This window comes from Lactobacillus sp. HMSC08B12, from assembly GCF_001808415.1.
GTDB classification, from domain to species: domain Bacteria; phylum Bacillota; class Bacilli; order Lactobacillales; family Lactobacillaceae; genus Lactobacillus; species Lactobacillus delbrueckii.
The window spans coordinates 16874-42334 of sequence record NZ_KV793184.1 but is presented as its reverse complement, the minus strand read 5'-3'; the positions used below and the strand labels follow the sequence as shown (position 1 = coordinate 42334).

Here is a 25461-nt window from a genome sequence, read left to right as displayed (position 1 = left end):
GTGCTATAATTATGATAAAAACAGCAAGGAGGGGCAGGCATGCATTTGGCGGAAGTAGCCGACTACATTCAAAGCAAATATGGTATTGAGGCTAGCTATGTCGACCTGGCCGGGCAAACCCTGGCCGCCGTCACGGTCCCGGGAGCAAATGAAAGTTTCGCCTTGCTCCTTAAGAAGGACGGCCGCGAAACTGTTGAACTGAAAGCCGGGTCCTTGGCTAAGTTTTTGGCTGCCCAGTCGGCTTTTGGACCAGCCGTCTTCATGCAGGACCCGGCCTGGATCAGGGTTGATTTAGATAATCCTGCCTTAAACGACCGCTTTTTTTACAAGACCCTGGATTCTGCCTATCAGAGCTCCCGGCCCTTGGAAGCAGCAAAAAATACGGCAGAAGATAGGCAAGAGCATGAAATCTACCTGCTGGATGATGAGGGAGAAGACTTCCAAGAAGAAGTAATTCCTAAGCGGCCAGCCTTTTTCAAAGACAGCGACTTTGACCGCCTGCTGGTTGAAAAAGGCCAGCCCGTGATCCCGGAAGGGATCAAGCAGATGCAGGAGAGCTACGACTATTTGGCCGTACCCCGGCGGGAGAGCAATTTTTACCGGCAGGGGATGCTGATGGCTAATTATGAAGATGACTTTGCCCAAATGGTCCCAATTAACAAGCAGCGACCAGTCTACCATGATCTGACCGTCGACCAGTTGCGGTCCTATTTTTCCTGGCGGACTAAGTTCCGGCAGGGCAAGTACAAGCCAGCTCCGGCTGCCTATGTCTATTTGCTGGCCAGTGAATTAGTCTGCCAGATCGGGGTTAAGGATAAAGCCGATGGCCTCCGTCAGCTCCGCCTTCTTTTTGCCAAGTGCGTGGAGCAAAAGGATATTTCCACTAGCTGGCAGGAAAAGCACATCCTGCAGAACTACCTGGTTTATTACGGTTTTGCTCTTGAGGAAATCCGGCCGGATTTTGAAGATGAGCTGATGCGGGGGGAAGTTTATCATAATCTTCTGTCTGGTGAAGCGAGCGGACAGGAACTCTACCAGGCCATCTGCTGCTTGTCTTCTTATTTGCCCAAGAACAATCCCTTGCTGAAAAAGGAGCCGGAGAAGTTTTATGAGCTTCTGGCCCAGGTCTGGCAGGAAGTCCGCCTGAATCCTTACCAGCTGCTTAAGCTTTTGGTCGGGGAAAAAACGACCTTGCCGGTAGAAATGTTTGCTGATACGGTTTTCTTCAGCCTTGATCCGGTCAAAGACGCTGAGCTCATTTTAGGGCCAGGCCTTGTCTACCGCTGCCAGGGCGGGCAGTGGAGTAATGAAGTCTACTGGCCTTCCGGCCGGCAGAGGCAGCTTTTGGCCAATTTCATGCATGAATTTGACCGCTTGAGCCGGCAGGCCTTTAAGCAGGGGCGGGCCTTAAAAGAAAAAGACCTGCCTCCCGCTTTTAAGCAGGCAATCGTGCAAGGAATTGCTGACTATCAGGAAATTCTGATAGAAAGGGCCCGGCCAAAGGTTAAGATCAACCTAGCCAGCCTGGACCAGATCCGGTCCGACGCGGCTGAAACCAAGGAAAGCCTGCTGACTGAAGAAGAGCGGCAGCTGGAGGCCGAAGAAGCTGAGAGAATCACTAGCGAGAGTAATAAGCAAGTATCTGAGTCTTCTGCTGCAGAAGAAAAGATGACAAAGGACATTGATGAAGCGGCGGCTAGCGGCCTGGGCTTAGACGAGAATGAAGAGCAGCTGCTTTTGGCTCTTTTTTCCGGCCAGCCCTACCAGGACTTTTTACGCCAGCGGCACCTGCTCTTAAGCGTGGTCGTGGACCAGATTAATGAGAAAATTTTTGACGAAATCGGCGATGCCGTAATCGATTGCGATGGCCAGAAGGCAGACATCGTGGAAGATTACCGGAGCGACCTCGCTGACTTATTAGGAATTGAGGAGAAATAGTGGAGCAAAAGAAACGGATTCCCAAGCGGATTGCCCAAACGGTTATCAGTTCACTTAAAGGCGGGGTTGTGCCCCGGATCGGCCTGCCATATATCACGGTGGGCCGGAAGGCGGAAATCGAGGCCCTTTTACACGACGTTGACTTAGTCAAAGAAGGCGGGGCCTCCTTCCGCTTTGTTGTGGGCCGGTACGGGTCAGGCAAGAGTTTTTTGTTGCAGACCATCCGCAACTACGTGATGGACAGAAATTTTATCGTCTTAGATGCCGACCTGTCCCCGGAACGCCGCCTGCAGGGCAGCAAGGGGCAGGGCCTGGCCACCTACCGGGAACTGATCCAGAACCTGGCCACCAAGACCCGGCCGGAAGGCGGAGCCTTAACTTTAGTCCTGGACCGCTGGATCAACAATGTCCAGACGGCAGTAGCCAGTGAAATTCCTTTTGATGACCCCGGCTTTCAGACAGCCGTTGACCAAAAGATCGTCAGCCAGATTTCCTCTTTGAGCGAAATGGTGCACGGCTATGACTTTGCCCAGCTGTTAGAGCGCTATTACCATGCCTACCTGGCCGGCGACGAGGATACCAAGGGTAAGGTGGTTAAGTGGTTTAGAGGGGAATACCGGCTGAAAACAGAAGCTAAGCAGGATCTGGGCGTCAACACCATTATTTCTGATGAAGACTGGTACGAGTACTTGAAGCTTTTTGCCGTCTTTTTCCGCCAGGCTGGCTACAGCGGCATGTTTATCATGGTCGATGAATTAGTCAACCTCTACAAGATTCCTAACGCCATCTCCCGCCAGTACAACTATGAAAAGCTGCTCAGCATGTACAATGACGCCATGCAGGGCAAGGCCAAGTACCTGGGCATTATTATGGGGGCCACGCCCCAGGCAGTCGAAGACCGGCGGCGGGGCGTTTACTCTTACGAAGCCCTCAGGTCCCGCCTGGCCGAAGGCAAGTTTGCCAAGGAAGGGCAGCGGGACCTGTATGCTCCCGTGATCCGCCTGGAACCCTTGACGGCAGAAGAAATGCTGGTTTTAACGGAGAAACTGGCCGACATGCATGCCAGCCTTTATGGCTATGAGCGGACGATCAGCGAAAAGGACTTGGCTGACTTTATCAAGATTGAATATGCCAGAGTTGGCACGAGCAGCATGATCACCCCAAGAGAAATCATCCGGGACTTTATCGAGCTGCTGGACATTGTCTTGCAAAATCCTGGCCAGACCGTGCAGAGTCTTTTGACAGACGGGGACTTTGCCTACACTAAGTCAGACGCCGTGTCTGATGAAAAGACCAGCGACTTTGCGGAATTTACGATTTAAGTTTTAATTAGGGAAGTTTTTTATGGATACTTTTTCCCGCTATGCTCCCTTCATCCAGGACTATATCTATTCCCGGGGCTGGGAGACCCTGCGGCCTTTGCAGGCAGCAGCGGCCCAGGTAATTTTTGCTACTGACGACAATTTGCTTTTGTCGGCTTCGACTGCTTCTGGGAAAACCGAAGCAGCCTTTTTTCCCATCTTGACAGATTTGGCGGAAAATCCGGCTGACTCTATTGCCTGCCTCTATATTGCCCCTTTAAAGGCCTTGATCAATGACCAGTATGACCGGCTTAAAGACATCTGTGAAGGCAGTGATGTCCCGGTTTGGCGCTATCATGGGGATGTTTCGGCTGCTCAAAAGCGGAAAATGTTCAAAAGGCCCCAGGGGGTCCTGCAGATAACGCCGGAATCCTTAGAGAGCCTGATGATCAACAAGCACGCGGATATTCCCCGCTTATTTGGCGATCTGCGCTATGTTGTCATCGACGAGTTGCACTCCTTTTTAAGAAGCGGCCGGGGCGGGCAGACCTTCTGCCTATTAGAGCGCTTAAATCGGCTAGCTGGTGTTAAACCCCGCCGGATCGGCCTGTCAGCTACGATCGGGGACCCGAAAGCGGCTGGGCAGTTTTTAGGGGCCGGATCGGGCCGTCAGACCAGGATTCCTAAGGTGAAAAGCCAGCCCCAGCGCTGGCGCTTGTCAATGGAGCATTTCTATAAAAGCGGTGACCAGGCTGGCGACCATTCTGCCTTGCCGGCCCAGGCCGTTTTAGATCAAGCCAGCGACCAGGCACCAGAATTAGCTGACCCGGGCCTGGCCTATATTTTCGACCATACCAGGGGCAAAAAGTGCCTGGTCTTTACTAACAGCCGGGAAGAATGTGAAGCTGTCTGCCAGGTTCTAAGGCAATATTGCGAATATAAGCATGAACCAGACCGCTTCATGATCCACCACGGCAACCTGTCCGCGGCCCTGAGGCAGGGGGCAGAGGCTATCATGAAAGACGAAGATGCCAATATTACGACCTGCGCGACGGCTACTTTAGAACTGGGTATTGACGTCGGCCAGCTGGAGCGGGCCTTTCAAATTGAAGCGCCCTTTACCGTTTCCGGCTTTTTGCAGCGGATGGGGCGGACTGGACGGAGGGGCAATCCAGCAGAGATGTGGTTTGTCATGCGCGAAGAGCAGGCTGAAAGCCGGGCCATGCTGCCAGTTTTGCTTCCTTGGTCGCTTCTGCAGGGGATTGCCTTAGTTGAGCTGTATTTACAAGAGCGCTGGGTTGAACCGCCAAGAGACCACCAATTGCCATACAGCCTCCTTTACCACCAGACCATGTCTACTTTGATGGCCGGCGGGGAGATGAGCCCGGCAGAACTTGCTTCCCGGGTTTTGACCCTGTCCTACTTCCGCTGGGTCAGCCAGGATGACTATAGAGTTTTGCTCCGCCACTTGATCAAGACCGACCAGATCCAGCTGACGGAAAATGGCGGCTTGATCGTCGGCCTAGCCGGCGAGCGGGTGACCAACAATTTCAAGTTTTACGCCGTTTTCCAGGAAAACGAGGAATACAGCGTCCACGCTGAGTCAGAAGAACTGGGGACGATCGTTAAGCCCCCGCCCTTGGGTGAAAAAATCGCCATCGCCGGCCATGTCTGGGTGGTTGAAGAAATCGACCGCCGCCGCCGGCAGGTCTACGTCCACCAGGTTAAAGGCCGGATCCCAGCATATTTTGGGGATGTAGCCGGCGACATCCATCCCAAAGTTCTCCAGCAAATGAGGAAGATTCTGGCAGAAGAGAGGCAGTATCCTTACTTGATGAAAAACGCAGCTGCCCGCTTGAGCGAAACGAGAGCAATGGCGGAAGTCGCTGGCCTGCCAGATAAGCAGCTGATTAACCTGGGGGCTAAGACCTACTGCCTTTTCCCTTGGACGGGTTCTTATGCTTTTCTGGCGCTAGAGCGCTTCTTGCGCTTGAAATGTGCCAGCCGTTTAGGGCTTAAGAATTTTGACTCAGTCCGGCCATACTACATCCAGTTCAGCATGGATGTCAGTGAAGGAGACTTTTACCAGATTCTGGCTGAAGAAGCCGCTAAAGACTTTGAGCCTTTGGACTTGCTCTATCCAAAGGAAGTGCCGGTTTTTGACAAGTATGATGAATATCTGCCAGACGACCTGGTCAGAAAAGAATTTGCCTATAGTGTCCTGGATTTGACTGAAATGCGGCGGGCAATCGGAGAGATTACGAGACAAAAGGCTTAAAAAAGATGTACAATAATGTCTAATAATCAAATCTCGATTTTTTAGAAAGGACATTTATGTCAGTAAGCAAGCGTCCGATTTCCAGTTTTCAAGAATTAGAAACAGCCGCTGATGACAGCGATGAGATACATTTTAAGTTAAATGGCCAGCAGTGGCTGTTAGTTGATGACGGCAATCCTTTGACCCCGGCCAGCAAGACCTTGATCAACTGTGATTTGCCTGAAGAGCAGCAGTTTTTTGCCAATACGGAGGAATTTCTGACCTGCCAGATAGGCGGTCAGTCCCTGGCTGACTGCTGGCCCCAGATGAGCGAGGTAGCTGTCTGGAGCGTGCAGTTTGACAGCCTGGAGGAATTTGTCCAGGCGATTAAAGACGGTTGCGACATTAAGTTTTCTTTAGCCGGCCGCCAGTACAGCCTGGGCCAGTCCAGTGAACGAAAGGTCTACCGGCAGCTCACCTGGGGTTTGGAGAAGGGCGGGCAGATGAAGGTGGAAAAATTTGCTGACTTGAAGCAGCTTTTGGCCTTTGAAATTGCCGGGCAAAGCCTGGGCAAGCAGTGGTCAGCCATGAAAAATGTCGACTACGGCTGATTTTAATCTAAATTTTTTATGGAGAAAAGTTCTGGGAAAAGGCTTTATTTTTGGAAAAAAGCTAATTTCGTAAAGAATAAACCTGGTTTTACTTAATAAAGCAAGAAAAAGAGACTTTTATTATAAATAAAAGAAACTTTCTAAAATATCGGGTATAATATTTTATAGATCCGATATGACAGAAAGATGAAAAACATGAAAAGACAGCCGCAAACAATCAAGAGAATCATCCAGGCATTGGCCTGCGGTCTGCTGCTTTTGCTAGCGACCAGCCTAACTGCCTGTTCCAGCAAGCAGGAGAGCAGCTATGCCCGGGCCAAGCAGTCTAAGCAGATAACCTGGGGGGTCCGGCCAGACACCAAGCTGTTCGGCTTGACCAACATCAAGACCGGCAAGATCGAAGGTTTTGAAATTGATCTGGCTACGGCCATCACCAAGCAGATCCTTGGCCCTAAAAGCAAGGCTGTCTTCCGGCCGATCACGGAAAAGACCCGGATCACCCTTTTGCACAACGGCTCCCTGGACGCCGTCATTTCAACCATGACCATCACCAAGGAGCGGATGAAGGTGATCGACTTCTCTGACGTTTACTTTAACGCCAACGAATCCATGATCGTTAAGAAGTCCAGCAAGATCAGAAGCATTGCTGACATGAATAAAAAGGGAGTCGTGGTTATTGCCATCAAGGGGACCGACGTGGCCAACCAGGTGGCTAAGCTGGCTTCAAAGGCCAGCGTCAAGCAGTTTGACGACTACGGGTCAGCCTTCAACGCCTTAAAGGCCGGGCAAGGGGATGTCATGATCGACGACAACGGGATTTTGGCTGGTTTGATCGCTGATACCCCGGAATTCACCTTGACCAAGGCCTCTTTAGCTGAGGAGCCATACGGCATCGGGGTTGAAAAGGGCCAGACCGAAATGCGCCAGGCGATCAATCAGGCCTTAAAGCAGCTGCGAGCCAACGGAGAATATGACCAGCTGGTCAAGAAGTGGTTCGGCAAGGTCTCCGGCTTTGACGTCAAACATGCAGAAAGCCAGAAGGTTAAGATTCAATAAGACGGAAAAACTAATACAAAAAGTAAAAAGCTAGGAGCATCTGCTCCTAGCTTTTTAGCTAGCACGTAAATTATTTGTATTTTAGTATTTTGATTTAGATTTAAAGGATAGCGCCGACAACGATCAGGCAGAGGCCGGCAAGCGTTGCAACCAGTTCCTTGCCTTGCTTGCGTTCGCCCAGCAGAGTCATCCCGCCGATGGTGGAGATGATTACGCTCAGCTGGCCGTAGATGAAGGCGTTGGTCACCCCGTTGAGTTGAGCGGAGATGATGTAGGCGTAAGCTGCAATCCCGAAGCTGATGCCGGCAAAGAGGTCAAGGTAGCTGGTCTTTTCCTTGAAGGCAGCCTTGTTGCCGCTGAAGGTCAGGTAGATCACAGACCCCAGCAGGATCCCCAGGGTTTGCGGCAGGAACATGGATTCAGCGTCTGCCGTAATCGTCTTCGGGAAGGCAGAGTAGGCCAGGTAGCCGATCGTGGTCAAGACCAGGAAGAGGATGTCCTTGTTGGTGGTCTTCTGAGTGAAGCCGTCGCCCTTTTCAGTGTAGGCGGTCAAGATGACGCCGACCATGATGATGACCAGGGCAATGATCCCGAAGATAAAGTCGTTGCTGGTCTTCCATTCACCAAAGATCAAAGCCCCGATGATGGTATTGCCGACCAGCTGCAGGCCAGTTGAGATCGGCATGGTCTTGCTGACCCCGATCCGGGTGAAGGAGATGAACTGGCCGATTTGACCGATCGTCCATAAAGCACCGGACAGAAGGGACAGGAAGAAAACTGGCATGGAAATGGCCGGATGCTGGATTAAAGTCACGATGATGCCGACAATAGTCGCCCCCATGCCGACGCCGAAGATCTGGTTGGCCGGCTTGCTGTTTGGCACCTTGTTAACGATCCAAGGCATAACCCCCCAGCCGATGGCTGGCAGTAAGGCAATGATGATATTCATTAATTGAAAACTCCTTTAACTAATAATTTGTCGAATAGTTATTAGATTAACGGAGTTTCAGGAAAATGGCAATAGAAAACGCCATGAAAATGTCAACCGTTTTCAGAAAACGGTTGAAAAGGAAAAGATGCTTTGCATAAAACAAAACATCTTTTCAAAAAATATGAGCTAATCGAGCTTGCTGACCGGCAATACTGTATTAATCAATATTTGTTCTGTAAAGACCGACGACCTTGCCCAAAATTTGCACATGGTTCAAGATAATTGGATCCATGGCATCATTTTCCGGTTGCAGGCGGTAGTGGAAGTCTTCTTTAAAGAAGCGCTTGACTGTTGCTTCCCCGTCATCAGTCATGGCGACCACGATTTCCCCGTTCTGGGCCGTGGTCTGCTTGCGGACGATGACATAGTCCCCGTTCAAGATACCGGCATTGATCATTGAGGTGCCGTGTACCCGGAGCATGAAGAGCTCACCGGCATCACTGGCCAGGTTCGGTGGAAGCGGGAAGTAGTCTTCCACGTCCTGGACAGCCAGGATCGGCTGGCCGGCGGTAACAACCCCGATGACCGGAATGTCTTTAGGCTTGATGCCCAAGGCGTCAAGGCCGGCGTGGGTGATTTCCAAAGCCCGGGGCTTGGTGGCGTCCTTGATGAGGTAGCCCTTGCGCTCCAGTCTGGTCAAATGGCCATGGACAGTGGAGGTTGAAGACAGGCCAACTGCCGCGCAGATTTCCCGGACCGTCGGCGGGAAGCCGCGGTTTTCAACGGTATCGTAGATGTATTGCAGAATTTCTAATTGTTTTGAGTCGTGAGTTGCCATAGTTACTTTTCCTTCGTCAAAAATCTTATTGTCGGTTATTACTTATTTTAGCAAATATTCGGGAAGTTTGCAAACGGGCGTTCTGGGCTTAAAACTTTTTTTATTTTTGCAAAGCGAGTACACTATTCTTATCACTAGAAAGGCGGATATATATATGACAGAAGCAGATCAAGTCAGAAAAAGAATCAATGAATTATACAAGAAGAAGCAGGAAAGCGGCTTGACGGAGGCTGAAGAGGCTGAACGCAAAGAACTGCACAAGCAGTTTATCGCCAACTTCCGGGCAGGTTTCAAGCAGCAGCTGGACAGCCTGGTAATTGTTGACGATCAAGGCAAGGACGTTACGCCGGAGAAAGCCAAGCAAATTCAGAAGAAAAAGGTTCTCAGATAAGATTTATCCTTTAAAAATGGTCTGAAGTTTTGTAAGATAGTATTTGTGTGACTAACGAATGCATCTCCGCTGAGGCGGATAACAAATTAAGACCAATGGAGGTTTAGCGATAATGAATTTAGGTTTGGCGATTTTCTTGATTATTTTGGCAGCTCTTCTGGGTGCGGTTGCTGGTTTTTACGGTGCCCGGACTTACATGAAAAACTACTTTAAGAAGAATCCCCCGATTACCCGGGAAATGGTTGAAACCATGATGTCACAAATGGGCCAGAAGCCTTCAGCCAAGAAGGTCAACCAAGTGATGAACATGATCAAGCACCAGGCAGCCAAGAACTAGTCTAGTCAGCCATAGAGCGCTAGGGGAATCCTGGCGCTCTTTTTTTCGGGCTAGGGGGATTAGAAAAGAAGGAGAAAAAGATAAAACCCAAATAAAAGAGGGAGGAAAAAATGGATACTTTCAGCAAGCTGGGCTGGTTCTTTAAAGCCCACCGCAAGCGCTACGCCTTAGGGATCACGGCCTTAGTCCTGACTTCGGCAGCCAACCTGGTCCCGCCGCGGATCCTGGGCATGATGGCTGACCAGCTGGATACGGGGAGAATCAGCTGGCAGCAATTTTTTAGCTATGTTCTGGCAATTTTGCTGGCGGCTTTGGCCCTTTATGTCTGCCGCTATTTCTGGCGCAAGCAGATTTACGGCGGAGCGGCGATTTTGGAAAAAGAACTCCGCGGCCGGCTCTTCTGGCATTTTATGCAGATGGACCGGACCTTCTTTCAGCGCTACCGTACCGGGGACTTGATGGCCCGGGCAACCAATGACGTCCAGGCCGTGCAGAACGTAGCAGGTGACGGGATCTTGACTTTGATCGACGCGATTTTTACCGGGGGGACCACCTTGCTGGCCATGATGATCCTGGTAGACTGGCGCTTGACCCTGGCGGCCATGCTGCCGCTGCCCCTTTTGGCCTTCTGTGCCCGCTACCTGGGTGATCGCCTGCATGACGCCTATATGGATTCGCAGGCGGCCTTTTCCCGCTTGAACAACAAGACTCAGGAATCCTTGTCTGGGATTAAGGTCTTGAAGACTTTTGGCCAGGGAAAGGAGGATGCGGCAGCTTTTAACAAGATGACCTATGAAACGGTAGATATCAATAAAAAGGTCTTCCGGATCGACTCACTCTACGACCCAATGATTACCATGATCATCGGGATTACCTACATCATTACCATCATCTACGGTGGCCGGCTGGTTCTCAGCAAAGCGATCAGCCTGGGCCAGCTGATTTCCTTTGTGTCCTACATTGGGGCCATGGTCTGGCCAATGTTTGCCATTGGCTACCTGTTTAATGTTCTTGAGCGGGGGAGTGCCAGCTACGACCGGATTATGAGCCTGCTCAATGAAAAATCTTTGATCGTGGACTCAGATTCAATGGACAAGGAGCAGAAGTTGACTGGGGATTTGCGCTATCACGTGACCAGTTTTGCCTACCCGGATGAACCAGACAAGGCTGCCTTGGGGCCAGTGGACTTTGACTTGAAAAACGGGCAGACTATCGGCCTGGTTGGCCGGGTTGGCTCAGGCAAGACGACCATTATCCAGCTTTTGATGCGGGAGTTTGATAACTACAAGGGCCGGATCACTTTTGCCGGCCACGACATCCGGCAGATTCCCCTGGACGTCTACTTAAAAGAAATATCTTACGTTCCCCAAAACAACTTCCTTTTCTCCATGTCGGTCAGAGACAATATTGCCTTTGCCAAGCCGGATGCCAGCCAGGAAGAGGTCGAAGTGGCGGCTAAAAAGAGCGCCCTTCACGACGATATCCTGGCCTTTCCAAATGGCTATGAGACCATGATCGGGGAAAACGGGATTTCCCTGTCGGGCGGGCAAAAGCAGCGGATGTCGATTGCTAGAGCCCTGCTTCATGACAGTGAAATCTTGATTTTGGACGATGCTTTGTCAGCTGTTGACGCCAAAACTGAAAAGGCGATCTTGACTAAGCTTCGGCAAGAACGGGAAAAGAAAATTACCGTCATCGCTGCCCACCGCTTAAGCAGCGTAATGGATGCTGACTTGATCCTGGTCATGCAAGACGGGCAGGTGGCAGAAAGAGGGACGCATGAAGAATTGCTGGCCAAAGGGGGCTGGTATGCCCGGATGTGGCAGCGGCAGGAATTAGCCCAGAAGGTAGGTGAAGATGACGATGAATAATGAGGACTTCCAGTCAGTCTGGCAGCAGCCGATTTCGACCAAAGAGCAGTGGCAGATTTTAAAGCGGCTCTGGACCTTTGTCTGGCTTTACAAGGGGGAATTACTGACTGCCGTCGTAGGGATGGTGGCAGTTTCCGTGATCAATATGCTCTTGCCGACCTGGCTGCGGTATTACATGGACCACTATTTGAAGACGGGCAAGGTTGACTTCAGCACGTTTTATTATGTTGCCTTGATCTACGGCATTGGCGTGGTATTTAAGGCGGTCTGCCAATTTACCTATGAATACCTTTATGCCCTGGCCGGGGAAAAGGCATTGGAAAAGGTCCGCCGGGTCCTTTATGCAAAAATTCACACCCTGGGGATGCGGTATTTTGACCAGACTCCAGCCGGGTCGATTTTGTCCCGGGTAACCAACGACACGATGACCCTGGGCAACTTTATGCAGGTTTTCTCTGCCTTTCTGTTAGGGATCGTCTCCATGGTAACCGCCTTGATTGCTATGTATATGGCTGACCCGGTGGCCGGGGGGATCGTGACGGCCTTTATTCCACTTATCGTTGGGGCAATCTGGCTTTATAACCGGGTCAGCTCCAAAATCTACCACGAATACCGGGCCCGCAACTCTTTGATCAACACCAAGCTGGAAGAAAGCATTGCCGGAATTTCCGTGATCCAGCAGTTCCGCCAGGAAAAGCGGATAGACGATGATTTTGAAAAAATCAACCGCCAGCAGATGCAGACCCGCTTCAAGCTGATCAGAACCAACGGCCTGCTCTTGTCGCCGTTTACGACCCTGCTCTATTCGTTGGCCTTAACCTGCGTTTTGGTCTGGTTCGGTTACCCCCTCCGGGCAACTTTTGTCCCGGCCGGGATGATCTATGCTTTTGCAAACTATGTGCAGAACTTTTTTAACCCCTTGTCGGACATGATGAACTCGCTGACCTTCTTTACCGACGGGATCGTGGCTGGCAAGCGGATCTTCAAGATTTTGGACCAGGAAGAATACGAGCCTGAGCAAAAAGAGCTGGCCAACGCCAAGATTAAGGAAGGGAAAATTGAGTTTAAGCATGTGTCATTCTCATATGACGGCAAGCATGACGTTCTCCGCGATGTTTCCTTCACCCTTAATCCAGGCGAGACCCTGGGGATCGTTGGCCACACGGGTTCAGGCAAGAGTTCAATCATCAACGTAATGATGCGCTTTTACGAATTTCACTCGGGCCAGATCCTTTTGGACGGGATCGACATCCGGGACTTTTCCAAGGCAGAATTATGGCAAAAAATGGGCCTGGTTCTCCAGGAACCCTTCATGTTCTATGGGGACGTGGCTTCCAACATCCGCTTGTACAATGACAAGATCACTGATGAGCAGATTGAAGAAGCCGCCAAAACTGTCCAGGCTGACCGCTTTATCGAAAAATTACCTGGGAAATACCATGCCAAGGTCATTGAAGGCGGATCGGAATTCTCCAGCGGGGAAAGACAGCTGATTTCCTTTGCCCGGACCCTGGTAACCAATCCTAAGATTTTGATTTTGGACGAAGCAACGGCCAACGTGGACACGGAAACAGAAAGTTTGATTCAAGCAGGACTCAAAAAGCTCCGCCAGGGCCGCACGACCCTGGCTATTGCCCACCGCCTGTCAACGATTGCTGATGCTGACCAGATCATTGTTTTAGACAAGGGGAGAATCGTCGAACACGGCAAGCACGAGGACTTGCTGGCCCAAAAGGGCTACTACTATGACCTTTACACCCTCCAGCAAAACCGGGAAAACTAAGGATGAATTAAGGCAAAAAAGAGCGCGCCCAGAAGACGCGCTCTTTTATTATTCTAATCCGGCAAGCTGGAGATTTTTAACAAAGGGGAGATTTTTCAAATCAGCCAAAAGGGTGTTGATGTCTCCTTCAAGGCCGGCCAGGTCCAGGGACATCAAGACGCTGGCATGGCTGGCCAAAGGGATGGCCTGGGAAATAGTCAAAACCGAGGCCCGGTGGTCGGTCACGCAGGTCAAAACGGCTGACAGGGCCCCAGGTAGGTCAGCTAAAAGCAGAGACAAGACCGCCTGCTGGCCCCTTGCAGGGTCCTTGGCTCTAAAAACATAGTCTTTATAGCGGTAATAAGTGTTGCGGGAGATGCCGACCCGCTCAGTCGCCTCGGTGACGGTGGCTGCTTCCCGGCTGTCCAGCATTTCCCTTGCCTCTAGGACCTTCTCCAGATAGTCGGGCAGGATCTTTTTATGAACGTAAAAATAGTCGGCCATGGCAAATTCTCCTTTGACATATTGCTTTAATTTTTGTTTAATAATAAGTAACTTTTCCCTTGTCAAGCCTTGCGGATAATGATACTATGTTTTTAATTCAAAAACAAGTGTCCCTAGATTAGAAACAACGGAGGCGGGTATGCAAATTGCAATCTTAGGCCGCGGCGTGGTTGGCGGCGGCATTGTAAAGCTGGTTGAAGAGGCTGAAACTCCGCTTTTGCAGAAGATTAAAATTAAAAAAATCCTGGTCCACAGAGATGAACAGATCCTGGATGACCAGCATACGACTGACTTTGTGGAAATCGTGAACGATCCGGAAATTTCAGTGGTTTGCGAGTGCATCGGGGGGGTAGAACCGGCACACAGCTATGTTAAGCGGGCCTTGGAAGCCGGCAAGCACGTGGTGACGGCTAATAAGAAGATGCTGGCGGTCTATGCCGGCGAGCTCTTTGACTTAGCCAGGCAAAAGAGCCTGGTATTGGCCTATGAGGCCAGCGTTGGCGGCGGCATCCCCTGGATTGACAACATCAAGCACATTCAGCGCCTGGAGCCGGTCACGGCCTTCCAGGGGATTTTTAACGGGACCAGCAACTATATCCTTTCCCAGATGGCAGAAAAGGACCTGGACTTTGCTGCTTGCTTAAAAGAAGCCCAGGAGCTGGGCTACGCGGAAAAGGATCCCAGCGATGACATCGACGGCGGGGACGTCTGCTACAAGGTCTGCTTGTCAGCCTTGACTGCGTTTGGCAAAATTGCTGATCCAAGCCAGGTTGACCAGTGGGGGATACGGCATTTGACCAAGGAAGACTTTGCCTGGGCCAAGGCAAATGGCCGGACCATCAAGTTGCTGGGCCGGGGCCGGCAGACAGGTGAGAAGCTGTCCTTGCAGGTTTTGCCAGTCATGCTGAAAAAGACCAGCTTTTTAGCCGGAGTGGGCCTTAACTTCAATGCCCTGGAAACTGATTCCGCCTCCCTGGGTCCGGCAACATTCGTGGGCCAGGGGGCAGGGTCTTTGCCAACCGCCCACGCGGCTGTCCAAGACCTCTTGGATCTGGCTGAAGGGAAAAAGGAAAGCGTGCAAAGTGCTGAACCGGGTCAGCTGACTGATGAAGAAGAGCAGACTTTCTACCTGCGGACTAACCGGGCTGATTTTTTCCAGGATGTAGTAGCAGAAAGAATCAGCGAAAAGGCATTTTTGACCAAAAAGCTGACTTTGGCAGAAATTTCAAGCCTGGTCAAGGAAAGCGGGGACCCGTCGTCCTTTTTGGCGGGAGTGGCAGATGAGTAAAGCAGTCAAATTCGGCGGCTCTTCAGTCGCCAACAGCGAACAGTTTAAGAAGGTCAAGCAAATCATTTTGGCTGATCCGGACCGCAAGTACGTGGTGACCAGCGCCTGCGGCAAGAGCGGGCAGGAGGACCATAAGGTCACCGACCTCCTCTACCTCTGCGCGGCTCACATTACCTATGACGTCAGCTATGAGTCGATTTTCCAGTCTATCGTGGACAAGTACATGGAAATCAAGCGCAGCCTGTGCCTTAAAATCGACTTGGCTGGAGAATTCGCCAAGATCCGGCAGAACATGGCCCGGAACTTGAACCTGGACTACCTGGTTTCCCGGGGCGAATACTTGACCGGCCTTTGCCTGGCTGAATACCTGGACGCAGACTTTGTTGACGCCAGCTGGGTGATCCGTTTCCATTATGACGGCTCAATTGACCTGGATAAAAGCCAGGAACTGTTAAAAGCCCAGGTTGACCCGGGCCGGCGGGTGTTGATCCCCGGCTTTTACGGTTCTTTGCCAAATGGGGTGATTAAGGTCATGAGCCGGGGCGGGTCAGACATTACCGGGTCAATCGTGGCCAATGCCTTCGACGTTGACTTCTATGAAAATTGGACTGACGTTTCGGGCTTTTACGTGGCCGATCCGCGCATTATCAAAGATCCTGTCCAGATTCCCCGGATTACCTACTCAGAATTGCGGCAGATGAGCTATATGGGAGCCAATGTCCTGCATGACGACGCGGTTTTTCCCGTCCGGCAGAAAAACATCCCGATCAATGTCTGCAACACCAATCATCCGGAAAATCCTGGCACCATGATCATGAATGATTGCAGTGAACTTGACGCGCAAGAGCCGCCTCATGTCATCACCGGGATTACAGGCAAGCAGGACTTTACGGTCATCACCATGGTTAAGTCGCATGTTTCAGCTGAGGCAGGCTTCTTACGCAAGGTCTTAGCCGTTTTTGAAAAATTTCAGATCTCGATTGAAAGCGTTCCGGTCACGGTCGATACCTTTTCTATTGTGGTCCAGACCAAGAAAATCGAGCGCTATCTCTATGAGATCGTGGCGGAATTAAAGCAGGACCTGCACCTGGACGATATCCAGGTCGAAAGCCAGCAGGCCATGCTGGCCGTGGTTGGCCGGGCCATGCGGCAAATGCCGGGGATGTCGGGCAAAATTTTGTCAACACTGGGTGACCAGCAGATCAATATCCGCACCATCAACCAGGCCTGCGATGAACAAAGCATCGTCATTGGGGTCAACAACCAGGACCTGGTGCCGGCAATCAAGGCGATTTATCAGCAGTTTATTAGTGAAGAAAGAGTGGAACGATAAATGAAAATTGGTATTTTAGGAGCTACAGGGGCCGTTGGCCGGCAGATGTTGGAATGTATTGAAGAAAGACAATTGCCGGTTGAAGAACTGCGCGTTTTTGCTTCCGAGCGCTCCAAGGGTAAAAAGCTGCCCTTTGCTGGCCAGGAATTGACCCTGGAAGTGGTTAGCCAGGAAAGACTGAATGGCCTGGACTACGTTTTGGGGGCAGTTTCTAACAGCCTGTCTAAGGAATACCGGCCCCTGGTCGAAAAAAGCGGGGCAGTCTACATTGACAACAGCTCAGCCTTCCGGCAAGAAGATGGCGTGCCTTTGGTAGTTCCTGAAATTAATGGCCAAGATGCTTTAGACCACCACGGCGTGATTGCCAATCCCAACTGCTCAACTGCCATTACCTTGATGGCTCTGGCTCCAATTGCCAAGTTGTCTCCGATCAAGGCTATCAACGCTTGCACCTACCAGGCCGTTTCCGGTGCCGGCATGGGCGGGATCAGCGAACTGAAGGATGAAGTGACGGCTTTGACCAAGGGCGAGAGCGTGGAAGCCAAGGTCTTCCCGGCCCAGATCGCCTTTAACGTCATCGCTGACATTGGCAGTCCTTTGGAAAACGGCTATACGACTGAAGAAATGAAGATGCAGAATGAAGGCAGAAAGATCTTGCACTTGCCAGACTTGTTGGTGACCTGCACCTGCGTCCGGGTCCCGGTCTACCGGTCCCACTCAATTGCGGTGACGGTTGTCACTGAAGAACCGGTCTCAGTTGAAGCTGCTGAAAATGCCATCGCGGCTTTTGACGGCGACATCCTGGTTACTGATCACACTCCAACTCCCCTGGAAAACTCCGACAAGGATATCGTGCAAGTCGGCCGCCTGCGCCGGGACTTGACCAACCCTAACGGCCTTACTCTCTGGTGCACCGGCGACCAGATCAGAAAGGGGGCGGCAACCAACGCCGTCCAGATTATGGAATACCTGGAAAATAACAAGTAATAAGCAGCAGTAAAAAGCATAAAGAAAAAGGATTGAGCGTCCATGCTCAATCCTTTTTCTTGTTGTTTTGTCATCTTTAATTATTTAGCTTCATAGTGGAAATCCGGATCCAGTTCCTGGTCGATCTGCTTCCAGGCGTCTTCCAGCTGCTGGTTGTAGGCAGCTTCGGTTTCCGGGGTCAATTTGGTCTTGCGGTCAATGACGATCGGGTTGCCAAAGTTGATTTCCATGCCTTTTCTTTGCAAGACCCCTTTAAAAGTAAGCGGGCCCTGGTAGACAGCCGGAAGCAGGGGCCGGCCGGACATTCTGGCGATAACCAGGGCGCCGGACTTAAGGGAGGCTGAGTGCCGGGTGCCGGATGGGAACATGATCAAAGACAGGCCTTCTGACTTTAAGCCCTTGACCGGGATCTTGATAACGGAAGGACCTGGATGCTCCCGGTTGACCGGGAAGGCGTGGACATTGTTTAAGATCCAGCGGAGGACCGGATTTTTAAACAGCTCCTGCTTGGTCATGAACATGAATTCCGTAGGGCTGGCTGCCAGGGCGAAAAGAATCGGCTCCCACCAGTTCCGGTGGGGGGCAACCAAAATGTAGGTGCCTTCGGGCAGTCTTTCCTTGTGGTGGACATGCAGGTGGCCGTTTAAGACCCAGACGATGAAGCGGGCGATCGGTCTGAAAATACGATAAAGCATAAAAGAACCTCCAAATGATGTAGAATAAATTATAACACATCTAAGAATAAGGGACGGGCTTCAGAATTACATGATTGAACTAAAGGAAAATGAACGTATCGATTACATGCTGGGCGAGCAGCTGAAAATCATCCAGGACGGGCAGTCTTTTGCCTTTTCCCTGGATACCCTGCTTCTGGCTTACTGGGCCAAAGAAGCCATCAAAAACCGGTCCAAGGTGGTTGAACTCTGCAGCGGCAACGCGGCAGCCAGCCTCTACATGGCTGCTTTTAACAAGGCTCATTACGACGATGTTGAACTGCAAGAAGACATCGTTTCCAAGGCCCGGCGGTCGGTTGAATTAAACGACATGCAGGACCGGATCACGGTCCACCAGGGCAATGTCAAAGACGCGGGCAGCTTTTTGCGAAAAGACAGCTATGACGTCGTTGTGGTCAATCCGCCATATTTCAAGGCCCCGGCCGGCCACAAGCTGAACCCGGACCGGTCTAAAGCCATCGCCCGCCATGAACTGGAGATCAACCTGGAAGAAATCGTCGCCGTTTCCGCCGGCCTCTTGAAAATGAAGGGGAAGATGTTCATGGTCCACCGGCCAGAGCGGCTGGGTGAGATCATCAATTACGGCTTTAAGCATGACCTGGCCGTTAAGACTGTCCAGCCCTTTGTCTCCAGAAGAGGGCAAGACGCCAATTTAGTCATCGTTGAAGCGGTCAGAAGCGGGAAAGGCGACGGGCTGGTTCTGCGCGACGCCATCGAAGTCCATGAGGCAGACGGCAGCAATACCCCGGCCATCAAGGAAATTTTAGAGGCCAAATTGCCAGAGGAAAAGCATTACTTTTATGTCCTTTTATGCAGCGACGGCAGCTTTTACGGCGGCTACACCAATGATTTAAAGAAAAGGCTGGGGGCTCATAATTCTGGTAAAGGGGCCAAGTACACCAAGAGCCGGCGGCCGGTTGAAATGATCTATCTTGAAGAATATGCCGACAAGCGGACGGCCATGCAGCGGGAATATTGGTTCAAGCATCATGACCGGGCCTGGAAGGAAAAATTTTTGCACGAGCAAGGGGTTAAATTTTAGGCGGAAAAGCTTGCGCTTAAAGGAAAAATCGAGTATGCTAGATAAGCGTGCGATTGCACGCTAGAAAACACATCAAGAGCGATCGGCGTTCAGGTGCCTAAAGACAAACGGTTGAATGCTGAAATGAACGCTTGAGAGGAAATAACCTAGGAGGAATTTATTTATGTCAGTTGTATCTATGAAGCAATTGCTTGAAGCTGGTGTACACTTTGGTCACCAAACTAGAAGATGGGACCCGAAGATGAAGCCATACATCTTCACTCAAAGAAACGGGATCTACATCATCGACCTGCAAAAGACCATCAAGATGCTTGACGACGCCTACAACTACGTTAAGGCTGTTGCTCAAGACGACGGTGTTTTCCTGTTCGTTGGTACCAAGAAGCAAGCTCAAGAAGCAATCGCTGAAGAAGCTACCCGTGCAGGTCAATACTACGTCAACCAACGCTGGTTGGGCGGTACTTTGACCAACTGGACTACTATCCAAAGCCGGGTTAAGCGTCTGAAGGACTTGAAGAAGATGGCTGAAGACGGTACCTTCGACGTACTGCCAAAGAAGGAAGTTTCTTTGCTGACCAAGGAAATGGACAAGCTGCAAAAGTTCCTGGGCGGTATCGAAGACATGCCTCGGATTCCTGACGTAATGTTCGTCGTTGACCCTAAGAAGGAAAAGATCGCCGTTCACGAAGCTAACAAGCTTGGTATCCCAGTTGTAGCCATGGTTGACACCAACACTGACCCAACCCCGATCGACGTAATCATCCCTTCAAACGATGACGCTATCCGTGCTATCCGCTTGATCGCCGGTACTATGGCTGACGCCGTAATCGAAGGCAAGCAAGGTGCAGATAACGCCGACGTTGAAAAGGAATTGTCTGAAAGTGCTGAAGAAAACTCTGCTGAAGAAGTAGACGACGCTGAATAATTTGTCGTAAACTATCTTTGGAAGAATTCTGTTATTTAGTTTGACCTGGAGGACTTTTTTAAATGGCAAACATTACTGCTAAGCAAGTCAAGGAATTGCGTGAAACCACTGGTGCCGGCGTCATGGACGCCAAGAAGGCTCTGGTTGAAGCCGAAGGCGACATGCAAAGAGCTATCGAAATCATCCACGAAAAGGGTGAAGCAAAGGCTGCCAAGAAAGCTAACCGGATCGCTGCTGAAGGTTTGACTGGCGTTTACGTAGACGGCAACGTTGCTGCTATCGTTGAAGTCAACGCTGAAACTGACTTCGTTGCGCAAAACGAACAGTTCAAAACTTTGGTCAACGAAACTGCCGAAACTATTGCCAAGGGCAAGCCAGCTAACAACGAAGAAGCTTTGGCATTGACCATGCCTTCAGGCGAAAGCCTTGAAGAAGCATACGTAAATGCTACTGCGACTATCGGTGAAAAGATTTCCTTCCGCCGCTTCGCTGTTCTTGAAAAGACTGATGACCAACACTTTGGCGCTTACCAACACAATGGCGGCCACATCGGCGTTTTGACTGTTGTTGAAGGCGGCGACGAAGCCTTGGCTAAGCACATTGCAATGCACATTGCCGCAATGAGCCCAAAGGTTCTGTCCTACAAGGAACTTGACCCAGCTTTCGTCCTCGAAGAACTGGCTCAACTTAACCACAAGATTGACCAAGACAACGAATCACGTGCCATGGTCAACAAACCAGCTTTGCCACACCTTAAGTATGGTTCAAAGGCGCAATTGACTGACGAAGTCATTGCTCAAGCTGAAGAAGACATCAAGGCAGAACTGAAGGCTGAAGGCAAGCCAGAAAAGATCTGGGACAAGATCATCCCAGGCAAGATGGCCCGCTTCATGCTGGACAACACTAAGGTTGACCAAGAAAACACCTTGCTCGCTCAACTTTACGTTATGGACGACAGCAAGACTGTTGAACAATACCTTGAATCAGTCAACGCTTCCGTAGTAAGCTTTGTTCGTTTCGAAGTCGGCGAAGGCATCGAAAAGAAGCAAGAAGACTTTGCTGCTGAAGTTGCTGCACAAATGAAGAACTAATTTCTTAATTTCTTCTAGCAAGAAAAAGGATGGGGAAACCCATCCTTTTTTTGTCGGCAAATTTGCTTTTGCAAATTTAAGCTGGTGAAATAGGATAAATAGGAGAGACAGTTTTCTGTTTTATGGTAAAATAGTTAGAGCTAATTAGGAGGGCATTATGAGTCAAGTTAAATATAATCGTATCATTTTGAAAATTTCCGGCGAAGCTTTGGCCGGGGAAAAGGGAACTGGCATTGACCCAACTGTGATCAAGAAATTGGCGCACGAAATCAAGCTGGTTCATGACATGGGCGTGCAAGTCGGCGTCGTCTGTGGCGGCGGCAATATGTGGCGCGGTGAAACCGGGGCCAAGCTGGGCATGGAAAGAGCTCAAGCTGACTACATGGGCATGCTGGCCACGATCATGAATGGCCTGGCCCTGCAAGATGGCCTGGAAACTGCTGGCGTGCAGACCAGACTGCAAACCTCAATCTCCATGCGGCAGGTAGCTGAACCTTATATCCGCCGGGTCGCAATCAGCCACATGGAAAAGAACCGGGTCGTTATTTTCGGCGGCGGCACTGGCAACCCATACTTCTCAACTGACACCACGGCTGCTTTGCGGGCAGCGGAAATTAACGCTGACGTGATCTTGATGGCCAAGAACGGGGTTGACGGGGTTTACACTGCTGACCCGAACCTGGACCCAAGTGCCAAGAAGTTTGCTGAACTGACCCAGCTGGACATGATCGCCAAGGGCCTGCAAGTTATGGACAGAACTGCCAGCTCCTTGTCCATGGACACTCATATTCCATTGATCGTCTTCAACGTCAACACTCCAGGCAACATCAAGCGGGTAGTTGAAGGCGAAAACATCGGGACGATTATCAGAGGTGACAAGTAATGAACAACGAAACGATTGCTAAAGCCAAGAGCAACATGAACAAGTCCATCGAAGTCTACCAGAGCAATCTGGCAACTGTCCGGGCCGGGGTAGCCAACGCCTCCCTTTTGGACCGGGTGATGGTTGAATACTACGGGGTACCAACTCCGCTGGTGCAACTGGCCGGGATCACCATTCCAGAACCACGGGTTTTGATGATCACTCCATATGACAAGACTTCTTTGAACGATATTGAACACGCAATTTTGGCCTCAGACCTGGGCCTTACGCCAGCTAACGACGGTAACGTCATCCGCCTGGTTATCCCGCAACTGACCGGGGAACGGCGGCAGGAAATTGCCAAGGAAGTCGGCAAGCTGGCTGAAGAAGCCAAGATTGCTGTCCGCAATGTCCGCCAGGAAGCCATGAAGGCTTTGAAGAAGCAGGAAAAAGACGGCAAAATCACTGAAGACGAAGAACGGCGCCTGGAAAAGGAAGTCCAGAAGGTTACTGACGAATCAACCAAGAAGATTGACCAGATGGCTGACAATAAGCGCAAGGAAATCACTCAGGGTTAATTATGGATAAGAATAAGCAGCTGAATCATTTGGCGATCATCATGGACGGCAATGGCCGCTGGGCAAAGAAGCGGAAAATGCCGCGCTTCATGGGCCACAAGGCCGGGATGGACAACGTTGAAAAGATTGCGCTCGCGGCAGATGAGTTGGGAATTAAAGTCCTGACTCTTTATGCTTTTTCGACGGAAAACTGGGCCCGGCCCAAGGATGAGGTCAATTATTTGATGAACCTGCCGGTCAAGTTCTTTGACAAGTTCATGCCCCGCCTGCAGGCCCACAATGTTAAGGTCAACATCATGGGCTATCTGGATGCCCTGCCGGAATCAACCAGGGAAGTGGTTGAGCGGGCCATGGCGGAAACCGCGGCCAATACCGGTCTGGTTTTGAACTTTGCCTTTAATTACGGGTCAAGAAAAGAAATCGTTTCAGCCGTGCAGGCTCTGGCAAAAGAGGCCGCCAGCGGGGAAATCACGCCGGAAGAAATTACTGAAGACATGGTCTCCGCCAAGCTGATGACCGCCAAGTTTGCCCCTTATTCTGATCCAGACCTCTTGATCAGAACATCTGGCGAGCAGAGAATCAGCAACTTCCTGCTCTGGCAGATTGCTTACTCAGAGCTTGCCTTTACGGACAAGGCCTGGCCGGACTTCGACGAAAACGACTTGGCCGAAATGGTTAAGATCTACCAGCACCGGGACCGGCGCTTTGGTAAATTAGATGAAACAGATAGTTAGGTAATATGAAACAAAGAGTAATTACAGCAGTTGTTGCTTTATTGATTTTTATCCCGGTCCTGGTTGCCGGTGGCATGTGGATTGACTGGCTAGCTGCCTTTTTGGCTGCCGTCGGCATCAGTGAAGTCTTCTTGATGAAGAAGCAGATCCTGGTCTCAGTTGACTTTACCCTGGCTGCCCTGGCCACCTTGACCTGGACCGTGCCCAACTCCTTCTTTGGCTTTTTGCCAAAAAACTGGAGCAAGTGGGGCGTCTTCTATGCCTTGGTAATGATGCTTTTGACCTGGACGGTTCTGTCTAAGAACAAGACGACTTTTGACGATATCGGCGTTTACGTCCTGTCAAGTTTGTACATCGGGACTGGTTTCCACTACCTGGCTGCGATCAGAAACAGCGATCCAGTCCACGGTTTGTGGCGCTTGCTCTTTGCCTTCGTGATTGTCTGGACGACTGACACGGCTGCCTATATGGTTGGCCGCAAGTTCGGCAAGCACAAGCTTTGGCCAGTAATCAGCCCGAACAAGACTTGGGAAGGGTCAATCGGGGCCGTGATCATCGCGGTTATCGTGACGGCAATTTATGTCAACCTGGCTCCAGTCGGCGGCGACAAGACCAGCTTGATCAATGCTTCCTTCTTCCTGTCAATCGCCGGCCAGATGGGCGACCTGGTTGAATCAGCCTACAAGCGCTTCTACGGGGTTAAGGACTCCGGCAAGATCCTGCCGGGCCACGGCGGGATCCTGGACCGGTTTGACAGCACGCTTTTCGTTTTGCCAATTGTTGCCTTGATCTTTGGAATTTAGGAGGTCGCTGTGAAAAGTATTCTAGCCTTCATTATAGTTTTTGGCCTGGTGGTCTTTGTCCACGAATTCGGGCACTTTTTCGTGGCGAAAAAGGCCGGTATTTTGGTGCGCGAGTTTTCAATCGGCATGGGGCCAAAATTGGTTCAGTGGCGGCCTGGTCAAACGACTTATACCATCCGCTGGCTGCCGCTGGGCGGCTATGTCCGCCTGGCTGGTCCTGACGAGCAGAGTGAGATCGACCCGGGGACGGCAGTTGTCTTGGAACTGAATGAGGCTGGAATTGTTACGCGAATCGATGCTTCAGAATCAGACCTGCCGATCGAAGGCCGTCCCTTGCGGGTGACTAAGGCCGATCTGGTTGATGATTTGACCATTGCAGGGTATGAAAATGCCGATGAGAGCCAGCTGGTGACCTACAAGGTCGACCATGACGCGACCATGATCGACGACACAGGCACCGAGCTGCAGATTGCCCCCCGGGACGTGCAGCTGCCGGCAGCCAAACCATGGAAGAAACTGGCAACCTCTTTTGCCGGACCGTTTATGAATGTTGTTTTGGGCTTTGTGGCCTTGATGATCTACAGCTTTGCTTCAGTTGGCCCGGCAACAACGACCGTGGGCCAGGTAGCGGCAAACTCCCCGGCCCAGCACGTTCTGCAAAAAGGCGACCAGATCGTGGCCATCAACGGCCGGAAGATCAGTACTTTTGACCAGGTCAGCCAGGCGATTGACTCTTCTAAGGGTAAGACCCTGACGGTCAAGGTCAAGCGGCAGGGAAGCGAAAAGTCAGTCCAGCTGACGCCAAAGTACTCAAAGAAGACCAAGTCATACCTGGTTGGCATCGTGGCTAAGGCCGACAACTCATTTTCCGCCAAGCTGAAGCGGGGCTGGGACTTGAGCTGGCAGGTAACAGGAATGATCTTCCAGGCCCTGGGCAACTTGTTCAAGCACTTCAGCTTAAACAAATTGTCTGGCCCAGTCGGGATCTACTCGGAGACTTCAAAGGCAACTTCCATGGGTCTGATCTACATGCTGGCCTTTGTTGGCATGCTGTCCATCAACCTGGGGATCGTCAACTTGATTCCAATTCCAGGTCTGGACGGGGGCAAGCTTTTGCTGGAACTCATCGAGCTCCTGCGAGGCAAGCCGATTCCAGAGGAGCATGAGACAGTCGTTGACTTGATCGGGGTGGTCTTCTTGCTGATTTTGATTATCGCCGTAACTGGCAACGACATCTACCGCTACTTTATCAAGTAGTCCTTGAAATAATAAATGTTTAGGAGAATT

24 protein-coding genes are annotated in these 25461 nt (G+C 51.0%); 20 read left to right on the top strand and 4 right to left on the bottom strand.

Annotated elements, in window-relative coordinates; all coding sequences use genetic code 11:
* Positions 1 to 39 precede the first annotated feature (39 nt).
* From HMPREF3168_RS06840 to HMPREF3168_RS06820, 5 genes are all read left to right on the top strand, one after another.
* On the top strand, positions 40 to 1938 hold the full coding sequence (locus HMPREF3168_RS06840) for a TerB N-terminal domain-containing protein (RefSeq protein ID WP_070489314.1): 1899 nt from the start codon (positions 40 to 42) through the stop codon (positions 1936 to 1938).
* Positions 1938 to 3260, top strand: a complete 1323-nt coding sequence (locus HMPREF3168_RS06835) for an ATP-binding protein (protein ID WP_070489312.1) — start codon at positions 1938 to 1940, stop codon at positions 3258 to 3260. The genes HMPREF3168_RS06840 and HMPREF3168_RS06835 overlap by 1 nt, the downstream gene beginning before the upstream one ends.
* 22 nt (positions 3261 to 3282) lie before the next feature.
* Positions 3283 to 5517 (top strand): DEAD/DEAH box helicase, encoded by a 2235-nt coding sequence (locus tag HMPREF3168_RS06830; RefSeq protein WP_070489305.1) that lies wholly within the window; start codon positions 3283 to 3285, stop codon positions 5515 to 5517.
* A gap of 56 nt (positions 5518 to 5573) precedes the next feature.
* Complete coding sequence (locus tag HMPREF3168_RS06825) at positions 5574 to 6107, top strand: hypothetical protein (protein ID WP_070489303.1); 534 nt, start codon at positions 5574 to 5576, stop codon at positions 6105 to 6107.
* Between the two features lie 195 nt (positions 6108 to 6302).
* On the top strand, positions 6303 to 7163 hold the full coding sequence (locus tag HMPREF3168_RS06820; protein WP_070489301.1) for a transporter substrate-binding domain-containing protein: 861 nt from the start codon (positions 6303 to 6305) through the stop codon (positions 7161 to 7163).
* Between the two features lie 100 nt (positions 7164 to 7263).
* On the opposite strand, the gene HMPREF3168_RS06815 is transcribed toward HMPREF3168_RS06820, so the two are convergent.
* On the bottom strand, positions 7264 to 8112 hold the full coding sequence (locus tag HMPREF3168_RS06815; RefSeq protein WP_070489299.1) for a GRP family sugar transporter: 849 nt from the start codon (positions 8110 to 8112) through the stop codon (positions 7264 to 7266).
* A gap of 199 nt (positions 8113 to 8311) precedes the next feature.
* Complete coding sequence (gene lexA, locus HMPREF3168_RS06810; RefSeq protein WP_003612043.1) at positions 8312 to 8932, bottom strand: transcriptional repressor LexA; 621 nt, start codon at positions 8930 to 8932, stop codon at positions 8312 to 8314.
* Positions 8933 to 9086: 154 nt separating this feature from the next.
* Between lexA and HMPREF3168_RS06805 the strand changes: the two genes are divergently transcribed.
* The 4 genes from HMPREF3168_RS06805 to HMPREF3168_RS06790 all read left to right on the top strand — a co-directional run bounded on the left by HMPREF3168_RS06805 (position 9087) and on the right by HMPREF3168_RS06790 (position 13314).
* Positions 9087 to 9323: a DUF896 domain-containing protein gene (locus HMPREF3168_RS06805; RefSeq protein WP_003612057.1), complete on the top strand. Its 237-nt coding sequence runs from the start codon at positions 9087 to 9089 to the stop codon at positions 9321 to 9323.
* A gap of 112 nt (positions 9324 to 9435) precedes the next feature.
* Positions 9436 to 9660, top strand: coding sequence for a YneF family protein (locus HMPREF3168_RS06800; protein ID WP_002876770.1), 225 nt, complete (start codon positions 9436 to 9438; stop codon positions 9658 to 9660).
* A gap of 110 nt (positions 9661 to 9770) precedes the next feature.
* Entirely contained in the window at positions 9771 to 11531 is a 1761-nt protein-coding gene (locus HMPREF3168_RS06795) for an ABC transporter ATP-binding protein (protein ID WP_070489297.1), read from the top strand.
* Positions 11524 to 13314 (top strand): ABC transporter ATP-binding protein, encoded by a 1791-nt coding sequence (locus HMPREF3168_RS06790; RefSeq protein ID WP_070489338.1) that lies wholly within the window; start codon positions 11524 to 11526, stop codon positions 13312 to 13314. The genes HMPREF3168_RS06795 and HMPREF3168_RS06790 overlap by 8 nt, the downstream gene beginning before the upstream one ends.
* A 48-nt stretch (positions 13315 to 13362) precedes the next feature.
* Here the strand turns inward: HMPREF3168_RS06790 and HMPREF3168_RS06785 are convergent, their stop codons facing one another.
* Positions 13363 to 13797, bottom strand: coding sequence for an ACT domain-containing protein (locus HMPREF3168_RS06785; RefSeq protein ID WP_003613784.1), 435 nt, complete (start codon positions 13795 to 13797; stop codon positions 13363 to 13365).
* Positions 13798 to 13936: 139 nt separating this feature from the next.
* On the opposite strand from HMPREF3168_RS06785, the gene HMPREF3168_RS06780 reads away from it, so the two are divergent.
* From HMPREF3168_RS06780 to HMPREF3168_RS06770, 3 genes are read left to right on the top strand one after another with little or no spacing between them, the layout of a single operon-like run.
* On the top strand, positions 13937 to 15085 hold the full coding sequence (locus HMPREF3168_RS06780) for a homoserine dehydrogenase (protein WP_070489295.1): 1149 nt from the start codon (positions 13937 to 13939) through the stop codon (positions 15083 to 15085).
* Positions 15078 to 16418, top strand: coding sequence for an aspartate kinase (locus HMPREF3168_RS06775; protein ID WP_070489293.1), 1341 nt, complete (start codon positions 15078 to 15080; stop codon positions 16416 to 16418). Before HMPREF3168_RS06780 ends, HMPREF3168_RS06775 begins: the two co-directional genes overlap by 8 nt.
* On the top strand, positions 16419 to 17405 hold the full coding sequence (locus HMPREF3168_RS06770) for an aspartate-semialdehyde dehydrogenase (RefSeq protein ID WP_070489291.1): 987 nt from the start codon (positions 16419 to 16421) through the stop codon (positions 17403 to 17405).
* An 80-nt stretch (positions 17406 to 17485) separates the two neighbouring features.
* On the opposite strand, the gene HMPREF3168_RS06765 is transcribed toward HMPREF3168_RS06770, so the two are convergent.
* A complete protein-coding gene (locus HMPREF3168_RS06765; protein ID WP_003613745.1) occupies positions 17486 to 18100 on the bottom strand; it encodes a lysophospholipid acyltransferase family protein in 615 nt (204 codons plus the stop codon).
* Positions 18101 to 18170: 70 nt separating this feature from the next.
* Between HMPREF3168_RS06765 and HMPREF3168_RS06760 the strand changes: the two genes are divergently transcribed.
* The 8 genes from HMPREF3168_RS06760 (at position 18171) to rseP (ending at position 25431) form a co-directional block, all read left to right on the top strand.
* Entirely contained in the window at positions 18171 to 19181 is a 1011-nt protein-coding gene (locus HMPREF3168_RS06760; protein ID WP_070489289.1) for a GIY-YIG nuclease family protein, read from the top strand.
* A gap of 163 nt (positions 19182 to 19344) precedes the next feature.
* Positions 19345 to 20106 carry a 30S ribosomal protein S2 gene (gene rpsB / locus HMPREF3168_RS06755; protein ID WP_003613782.1) on the top strand — a complete coding sequence of 254 codons (762 nt, stop codon included), beginning with the start codon at positions 19345 to 19347 and terminating at the stop codon, positions 20104 to 20106.
* A 62-nt stretch (positions 20107 to 20168) separates the two neighbouring features.
* A complete protein-coding gene (gene tsf, locus HMPREF3168_RS06750) occupies positions 20169 to 21197 on the top strand; it encodes a translation elongation factor Ts (RefSeq protein WP_003613724.1) in 1029 nt (342 codons plus the stop codon).
* A gap of 157 nt (positions 21198 to 21354) precedes the next feature.
* A complete protein-coding gene (gene pyrH / locus HMPREF3168_RS06745) occupies positions 21355 to 22080 on the top strand; it encodes a UMP kinase (RefSeq protein ID WP_003613714.1) in 726 nt (241 codons plus the stop codon).
* Positions 22080 to 22637 carry a ribosome recycling factor gene (frr, locus tag HMPREF3168_RS06740; protein WP_070489286.1) on the top strand — a complete coding sequence of 186 codons (558 nt, stop codon included), beginning with the start codon at positions 22080 to 22082 and terminating at the stop codon, positions 22635 to 22637. The genes pyrH and frr overlap by 1 nt, the downstream gene beginning before the upstream one ends.
* A 2-nt stretch (positions 22638 to 22639) precedes the next feature.
* A complete protein-coding gene (locus tag HMPREF3168_RS06735; protein ID WP_003613794.1) occupies positions 22640 to 23371 on the top strand; it encodes an isoprenyl transferase in 732 nt (243 codons plus the stop codon).
* A 5-nt stretch (positions 23372 to 23376) separates the two neighbouring features.
* On the top strand, positions 23377 to 24174 hold the full coding sequence (locus HMPREF3168_RS06730) for a phosphatidate cytidylyltransferase (protein WP_003613716.1): 798 nt from the start codon (positions 23377 to 23379) through the stop codon (positions 24172 to 24174).
* 9 nt (positions 24175 to 24183) lie between these two features.
* The gene (rseP, locus tag HMPREF3168_RS06725) at positions 24184 to 25431 is read left to right on the top strand and encodes an RIP metalloprotease RseP (RefSeq protein ID WP_070489284.1); all 1248 of its coding nucleotides are present in this window, start codon (positions 24184 to 24186) and stop codon (positions 25429 to 25431) included.
* Positions 25432 to 25461: the final 30 nt, after the last annotated feature.

Bases quoted from the DNA above. Each gene is read 5' to 3' on its own strand.
- HMPREF3168_RS06840 (WP_070489314.1), top strand. From the start codon at position 40: ATGCATTTGGCGGAAGTAGCCGACTACATTCAAAGCAAATATGGTATT.
- HMPREF3168_RS06830 (WP_070489305.1), top strand. From the start codon at position 3,283: ATGGATACTTTTTCCCGCTATGCTCCCTTCATCCAGGACTATATCTAT.
- HMPREF3168_RS06825 (WP_070489303.1), top strand. From the start codon at position 5,574: ATGTCAGTAAGCAAGCGTCCGATTTCCAGTTTTCAAGAATTAGAAACA.
- HMPREF3168_RS06820 (WP_070489301.1), top strand. From the start codon at position 6,303: ATGAAAAGACAGCCGCAAACAATCAAGAGAATCATCCAGGCATTGGCC.
- HMPREF3168_RS06815 (WP_070489299.1), bottom strand. From the start codon at position 8,112: ATGAATATCATCATTGCCTTACTGCCAGCCATCGGCTGGGGGGTTATG.
- lexA (WP_003612043.1), bottom strand. From the start codon at position 8,932: ATGGCAACTCACGACTCAAAACAATTAGAAATTCTGCAATACATCTAC.
- HMPREF3168_RS06805 (WP_003612057.1), top strand. From the start codon at position 9,087: ATGACAGAAGCAGATCAAGTCAGAAAAAGAATCAATGAATTATACAAG.
- HMPREF3168_RS06800 (WP_002876770.1), top strand. From the start codon at position 9,436: ATGAATTTAGGTTTGGCGATTTTCTTGATTATTTTGGCAGCTCTTCTG.
- HMPREF3168_RS06795 (WP_070489297.1), top strand. From the start codon at position 9,771: ATGGATACTTTCAGCAAGCTGGGCTGGTTCTTTAAAGCCCACCGCAAG.
- HMPREF3168_RS06790 (WP_070489338.1), top strand. From the start codon at position 11,524: ATGAATAATGAGGACTTCCAGTCAGTCTGGCAGCAGCCGATTTCGACC.
- HMPREF3168_RS06785 (WP_003613784.1), bottom strand. From the start codon at position 13,797: ATGGCCGACTATTTTTACGTTCATAAAAAGATCCTGCCCGACTATCTG.
- HMPREF3168_RS06780 (WP_070489295.1), top strand. From the start codon at position 13,937: ATGCAAATTGCAATCTTAGGCCGCGGCGTGGTTGGCGGCGGCATTGTA.
- HMPREF3168_RS06775 (WP_070489293.1), top strand. From the start codon at position 15,078: ATGAGTAAAGCAGTCAAATTCGGCGGCTCTTCAGTCGCCAACAGCGAA.
- HMPREF3168_RS06770 (WP_070489291.1), top strand. From the start codon at position 16,419: ATGAAAATTGGTATTTTAGGAGCTACAGGGGCCGTTGGCCGGCAGATG.
- HMPREF3168_RS06765 (WP_003613745.1), bottom strand. From the start codon at position 18,100: ATGCTTTATCGTATTTTCAGACCGATCGCCCGCTTCATCGTCTGGGTC.
- HMPREF3168_RS06760 (WP_070489289.1), top strand. From the start codon at position 18,171: ATGATTGAACTAAAGGAAAATGAACGTATCGATTACATGCTGGGCGAG.
- rpsB (WP_003613782.1), top strand. From the start codon at position 19,345: ATGTCAGTTGTATCTATGAAGCAATTGCTTGAAGCTGGTGTACACTTT.
- tsf (WP_003613724.1), top strand. From the start codon at position 20,169: ATGGCAAACATTACTGCTAAGCAAGTCAAGGAATTGCGTGAAACCACT.
- pyrH (WP_003613714.1), top strand. From the start codon at position 21,355: ATGAGTCAAGTTAAATATAATCGTATCATTTTGAAAATTTCCGGCGAA.
- frr (WP_070489286.1), top strand. From the start codon at position 22,080: ATGAACAACGAAACGATTGCTAAAGCCAAGAGCAACATGAACAAGTCC.
- HMPREF3168_RS06735 (WP_003613794.1), top strand. From the start codon at position 22,640: ATGGATAAGAATAAGCAGCTGAATCATTTGGCGATCATCATGGACGGC.
- HMPREF3168_RS06730 (WP_003613716.1), top strand. From the start codon at position 23,377: ATGAAACAAAGAGTAATTACAGCAGTTGTTGCTTTATTGATTTTTATC.